This is a genomic window from Binatus sp. (SeqCode) (assembly GCF_036522015.1).
Classification (GTDB): domain Bacteria; phylum Desulfobacterota; class Binatia; order Binatales; family Binataceae; genus Binatus.
The window spans coordinates 1-5,087 of the sequence record NZ_DATDGQ010000226.1 but is presented as its reverse complement, the minus strand read 5'-3'; the positions used below and the strand labels follow the sequence as shown (position 1 = coordinate 5,087).

Below are 5,087 nucleotides of genomic sequence, written 5' to 3'. Positions count from 1 at the left end.
GTAGTTCTCACGCCGAGCGGTTTCAGCACGCGCGCGATGTAAAGCGCGGTCGCCTCGCCTTCGACGGTGGCGTTGGTCGCGACTATCACCTCGCGCACGACTGCGGGCGGACTAACGCGCGCAATCAGTTCCTTCATCTTGATGTCGTCGGGACCGATGCCGTCGAGCGGCGCGAGCGCGCCATTGAGCACGTGATATACGCCGCCGAAACTGCGCGCGCGCTCGATTGCCATCAGGTCCGCCGGCCCCTCGACCACGCAAATCACTTCGCGCTCGCGCGCCTCGTCGTCGCAAATCTGGCACCGCGGATGGTCCGACAGCCCGAAGCATCCCGAGCACAGTCCGACGCGCTCTTTCATTTCGAGCAGCGATTCCGCTAGCGCGATCACCTGGTCGCGCGGCCGATTGAGCAGGTTGAACGCCAGCCGCGACGCCGTCTTCTCGCCGATTCCTGGCAGCCGCGACAGTTCCTTGACGAGCCGCGTCATCGCCGGCGGCAGTCCGTCCTGCCGCTTCAGGTTTTCCGCCATCAAGCGCGCTCCGTCATTCGCTGCCGAAGCCGTCGTTGCCGAAGCCGGGAATCTGCAGGGCGCTCAGCGGCCCGAGCTTGCCCATCTCGTCGGCGAGCATCTTTTGCGCGCGCGCCATCCCGTCGTTGATCGCCACGAGGATCAAGTCTTCGAGCATCGACTTATCGTTGGCTGCGACGATCGCGGCATCGATTACTATTTTGCGCACGCGCAGCGTGCCGTCGACCACCACGCGCACCATGCCGCCACCCGACTGCGCCTCGACGGTTTTCAGCGACGCCGCTTCCTGCATTTCCTTCATGCGCGTCTGCAGGTCTTTTGCCTGCTGCATCAATGCCGATAGATCTATTTCCGCCACACTGATCGCTCCTTGCCGCCGGTCTCCCTGCGGCAACGTATTACTTTGATTCCTTCGCCGAAGCTTGCATCGGGTTCGGCATCTTCAATTCCACCAGCCGCGCGTCGAGCGTATCGAACACTCGTCGCACCGCGGGATCAGCCAGCACCGCCTGCCGTTCCTCCGAAGTCGCCGCACGTCGCGCCGCCTCCGTCGCCCGCGCAGCCTCTATCGGTTTGGATGCGGGCGCAATTTCTCTGATTGATTCGATCGGTGACGGCGCCGTTTTCTTCGGCGCAGTTTCCACGACAACCGGCTGAGCCGCCGGTGCCGAAGCGGTGGCCGGCGGCAACTCGCGGGTGAGTCCATTGCCAGCGAGCGTCGTCGTAGCGCGGGTAGCAGGATTCGCTGCGCCGTTGGTCGAGAGCTCGACTCGAATCGCGCGCCCGAGATGCTCGCCCGCAAGCTCCGCGATAACATTCTTGTTGTCGTTCAAATACCGAATGTAGATGTCGTTGCGCGCTGTGACTGTTAAAATATCGCCGTCGAGCACGAGTCCCGCCCCCTGCTCCATGAATCCGGCGAGCGCCGCGCGCTTACCGCGGATAAAATCGCGCAGCTCGGGAAGCTCGCGAGCACCGTCGTCGTGAGATTCACTGCGTAGCGGCGCGTCTGCTTTGACTTCACCCTCGACCCGCAGCCGCCGCGCACCGCTCGCTTGCGGATTCGGCACAGGCTCAGGTTTCACCGCGACGCGGCTTCCAGAGCCACCGCCCGACGATGCGGGCGGAGTACCTGACGCGGGTGGCGTCGATCCGATCGCGCGCAGCAAGTCGTCGGCGTCGATGACCGCCGCCAGCGAGGCCATCCGCACCACCGCCATTTCGAGCAGCAGATCGGGGTACGGCGATTTGAGAATCTGCTCTTGCGATTCCGCCATCAGCCGAAACAGGCGCATGATGTCGCGCGCGCTGGCGCCCGAGGCCAGCCGCTTCAGCTCCGCCACTTCATGATCGGGAATATCGTCAAGCGGACTCTCCGAGTCGCCCGCCGGAAGTTTCGCGACTGCGAGATTTCGCAGCGTCTCGAGCAAATCGCGTCCGAGCGATTCGAGATTGGCGCCACGACTCGCCAGTTCGCGCACATGCGCGAGCGACGCCGCCGCGTTCCTGGACATGATCGCGTCTGCCAATTTCAAAACCGTGGTCCGGCTCGCAACCCCCAGCGACGACGCCACTTCGGCCTCCGTCACCTTGCCCGACGACGTCGCGATTGCCGTCTCGAGCATCCGCTCGGCATCGCGCATGCTGCCGCCGGCCTCGCGCGCGAGCAGCCGGATCGCAGGCTCCTCGACCTCGACCCCTTCGCGCCCGGCGAGATCCTGCAGCCGCTCGAGAATCTTGAGATATGGGATGCGCCGAAAGTCGTAGCGCTGCAGCCGTGACAGAATCGTCTCGGGCATCTTCTGCGGCTCGGTCGTCGCGAGAATAAACTTGACGTGTGGCGGCGGCTCTTCGAGCGTCTTCAACAGCGCGTTGAAGGCCGAGTCGGTGAGCTGATGGGCCTCGTCGATAATGTAAATCTTGAAGCGGTCGCGCGCGGGCCGGTAGCTGAGATTTTCGATGATCGCGCGCGCATCCTCGATTTTGCGGTAGGTGGCGCCGTCAATCTCGTTCACGTCGAGCGAGCTGCCGGTGCGAATCTCGACGCACGCCGCGCATTCGCCACACGGCTCCGCAGTAGGGCCTTTCTCGCAATTCAAACATCGCGCGAGAATCCGCGCAGCCGTGGTCTTGCCGACACCGCGAATCCCGGTGAACAAAAAAGCGTGCGCGATTCTTCCCCGCTTCAACGCTTCGCCGAGCGTGCGCGTCACGTGCTCCTGGCCAACCAGCTCCGAGAAGCGTTCGGGCCGCCATTTGCGCGCGAGTACGAGATGTGGGGTTTGAGATTCGGCCATCGCGAAATTTTTCGCTCCGGGACTGCCCGTCGAATGATAGCCAGGCACCCCTGCGGCACAGGGTGGCAGCCGGTACCGTTGCTTCCTTCCGGACCTGGCGGGGTTCGCGGCCTTCCCTTGCGCAGGACCCGGCTATCAGCGGCGGGCAGTCCCGAAAATTGCTCCAGCGCGCTTTCCTTTTGCGCGCCCTATTACAGTATCACAGCCGCGTTCATGCAACCGCCAATGACGAAAATGTTTCGTGCCCGCAGGGACGTTAATGAACAGCAATCGCGAGTCTCTACTTTGATGATTCGATCAAGATCGGTTTGCCACCGCGTATTCCAACTCCGGGCAGGCGGTAAGCAGCCGCCTCGGCGAGCTTCTTTGCTGGATGAATCAGTCCGAACGTGTGGGTACGACCGCCGCGGCCTGAGCCAGCTTTGCTGGTCTCGTATTTCCAGTCGGACTCTTCCAGAAACACCACGTCAACCCGCCACACCACGACGGGTCTCCCCGCTCTGAAGGTCCCGGTCGGATCAACCACGTACCGCCAAACAATGTACCAGCCGGGATGATTGTAGTGTGATTGAATTGCCCATGGCCGCGTACTTCCTTTTGATTCCAGAGCGATCTTCGCCGGCGGATTGAGACGGCCGTCGAGCGACAAGTCCGGAAAACGCTGCTGTGCCGTGTCCGGATGTTTGTGTCGCTTGTAGGGACTGAATGCGGCTAGAGCCTTGGATCCAAAAATTCCGACGATCGCACTGAAGACGTTCGCTTGTTCGAAGTATAGGTCAACCAGTTCTCCTGCCTCTCGTTCAACGTACTCAACGGCCTGCTGGACGTGAATTACTTCCAGGCCTCTCGGCAAGTGAGAGCTTTTGCTGGGCATCGGCGTAAGATGCGCCGTTCGTCCTGAGTTGCGCAAGTTGCGGGACCGCCTTCATCGCTATTCTGAAAAAATCGCGATCCGATTCAATCCCAATACTTTCGTATCCGATCGAGGCGGCCGCCGCGATTGTAGATCCGCCGCCCATGAAAGGATCGAGCACAATCCCTTTGCCCAAGGGCAGTGATGCGCGAACGATTTGACGCATGAACGCCTGCGGCTTGAGCGATGGATGCGGCGCCAAAGCACGTTCTTCCGGTCGCGTCGGTGCGGAACGAATCACGTCCAGAAACGGTTCCGTAGCGGAGATTCGACGCAGGCCTCCGGTTTTCCATTTGCGCAAATTGTCCTGCACCCGCCCTTCGCAGGGCTTGCGAAACAGTCCCCACGGTTCCCATGCGGAACGCGGCATCACGGAAATGTCGGTGAACTCGTTGTGCGCATTCTTCGGCCGGTCGCCGCCGCGCAAAGTCTGCACGAGACGAATGACCTCGCCCCGCTTTTCGAAGCCCACCTCCATGAGCGGTAGGTAGACCAAATGAGACAGCAGCGGGTTCGTGGCGATAAACAGGTGAGCTCCCGGTACGAGAATGCGAAGCGCGCGCTGAGCGAATTCACGAAAGAACTGTCTCAGCGCCGATATCTCCTGCGCTCTGAGTACGGTAAACCGGGGCAGCGGGCTCCGCTTGCAGCCATCAAACGAGGGCGGAATTCTCCATACTCCCCCGCGGCCGGAACGGAGCTTCGTCTTCTCGCCTTCGGTGTATTCCTTGAGGCCGTAGGGCGGGTCCGTGACGATTGCGTGAATCGACTCGGCCTTTCTCGAGCTCATCCACTCGAAGCAATCGGCGATAAGGATTGCATACTTGGCCGGAGCATCCACTGCACCATTCTTGTGGATGGAATCTTGTCTGGTATTGACGGTCAATCGTCCACCGATTTTGCTGGGACTATGCTGCTTCGACCGCACGCTTGCAAACCGAGCGTCCGCAGCCAGGCTGAGACACTCAGGCCCGCTCGTTGGGCACTCACTGTGAATCGCCGCTTCTGAGCGGCGGTCAAACGAATGCGAATCGAAGTTCCTTTAAGCTGGTTGCTTGCGACCGATCGAGACACGACTCGAACTGTAGCAACATTCGGCCTACGTCACAAATCTGTGGCGTGGGACTCGCGCGGTTGCTATCACAATTGGTATGGCATCGCACGCCGATAAGGTCACGGTTGGGCTCATACAAATGAGCTGCGCGGCCGAGCCGCGCCGCAATCTCGACAAGGCCATCTCGAAAATCGAGGAGGCTGCCAAGCGCGGCGCGCAAATCGTCTGTACCCAGGAGCTGTTCGGCGCGCACTATCCGTGTCAGGTCGAGGATCCCAAATTTTTCGATCTCG

General features: G+C 61.3%; 6 protein-coding genes, 1 other RNA gene and 1 pseudogene. 1 reads left to right on the top strand and 7 read right to left on the bottom strand.

The features are described from left to right. The 7 genes from recR to VIW95_RS17620 all read right to left on the bottom strand — a co-directional run. The coding region (recR, locus tag VIW95_RS09740) for a recombination mediator RecR (protein ID WP_331585874.1) at positions 1-530 on the bottom strand (530 nt) is incomplete at its 3' end. Between the two features lie 13 nt (positions 531-543). Then, positions 544-888 (bottom strand): YbaB/EbfC family nucleoid-associated protein, encoded by a 345-nt coding sequence (locus VIW95_RS09735; protein ID WP_331585872.1) that lies wholly within the window; start codon positions 886-888, stop codon positions 544-546. 40 nt (positions 889-928) lie between these two features. Next, the gene (gene dnaX / locus VIW95_RS09730) at positions 929-2,827 is read right to left on the bottom strand and encodes a DNA polymerase III subunit gamma/tau (RefSeq protein ID WP_331585870.1); all 1,899 of its coding nucleotides are present in this window, start codon (positions 2,825-2,827) and stop codon (positions 929-931) included. 35 nt (positions 2,828-2,862) lie between these two features. Then, positions 2,863-2,961, bottom strand: an RNA gene (gene ffs, locus VIW95_RS09725) — signal recognition particle sRNA small type. Positions 2,962-3,107: 146 nt separating this feature from the next. Next, the gene (locus VIW95_RS09720) at positions 3,108-3,680 is read right to left on the bottom strand and encodes a hypothetical protein (protein WP_331585868.1); all 573 of its coding nucleotides are present in this window, start codon (positions 3,678-3,680) and stop codon (positions 3,108-3,110) included. Next, complete coding sequence (locus VIW95_RS09715; RefSeq protein ID WP_331585866.1) at positions 3,637-4,530, bottom strand: site-specific DNA-methyltransferase; 894 nt, start codon at positions 4,528-4,530, stop codon at positions 3,637-3,639. Before VIW95_RS09715 ends, VIW95_RS09720 begins: the two co-directional genes overlap by 44 nt. A gap of 92 nt (positions 4,531-4,622) precedes the next feature. Next, the gene (locus VIW95_RS17620) at positions 4,623-4,730 is read right to left on the bottom strand and encodes a hypothetical protein (RefSeq protein ID WP_414645283.1); all 108 of its coding nucleotides are present in this window, start codon (positions 4,728-4,730) and stop codon (positions 4,623-4,625) included. A gap of 161 nt (positions 4,731-4,891) precedes the next feature. Here VIW95_RS17620 and VIW95_RS09710 point away from each other — a divergent pair. Beyond that, positions 4,892-5,087, top strand: a pseudogene (locus VIW95_RS09710) (acyltransferase); the annotation flags it as partial.

Coding starts and splice junctions, on each gene's coding strand:
- dnaX (WP_331585870.1), bottom strand. CDS start 2,827: ATGGCCGAATCTCAAACCCCACATCTCGTACTCGCGCGCAAATGGCGG.
- VIW95_RS09715 (WP_331585866.1), bottom strand. CDS start 4,530: ATGAGCTCGAGAAAGGCCGAGTCGATTCACGCAATCGTCACGGACCCG.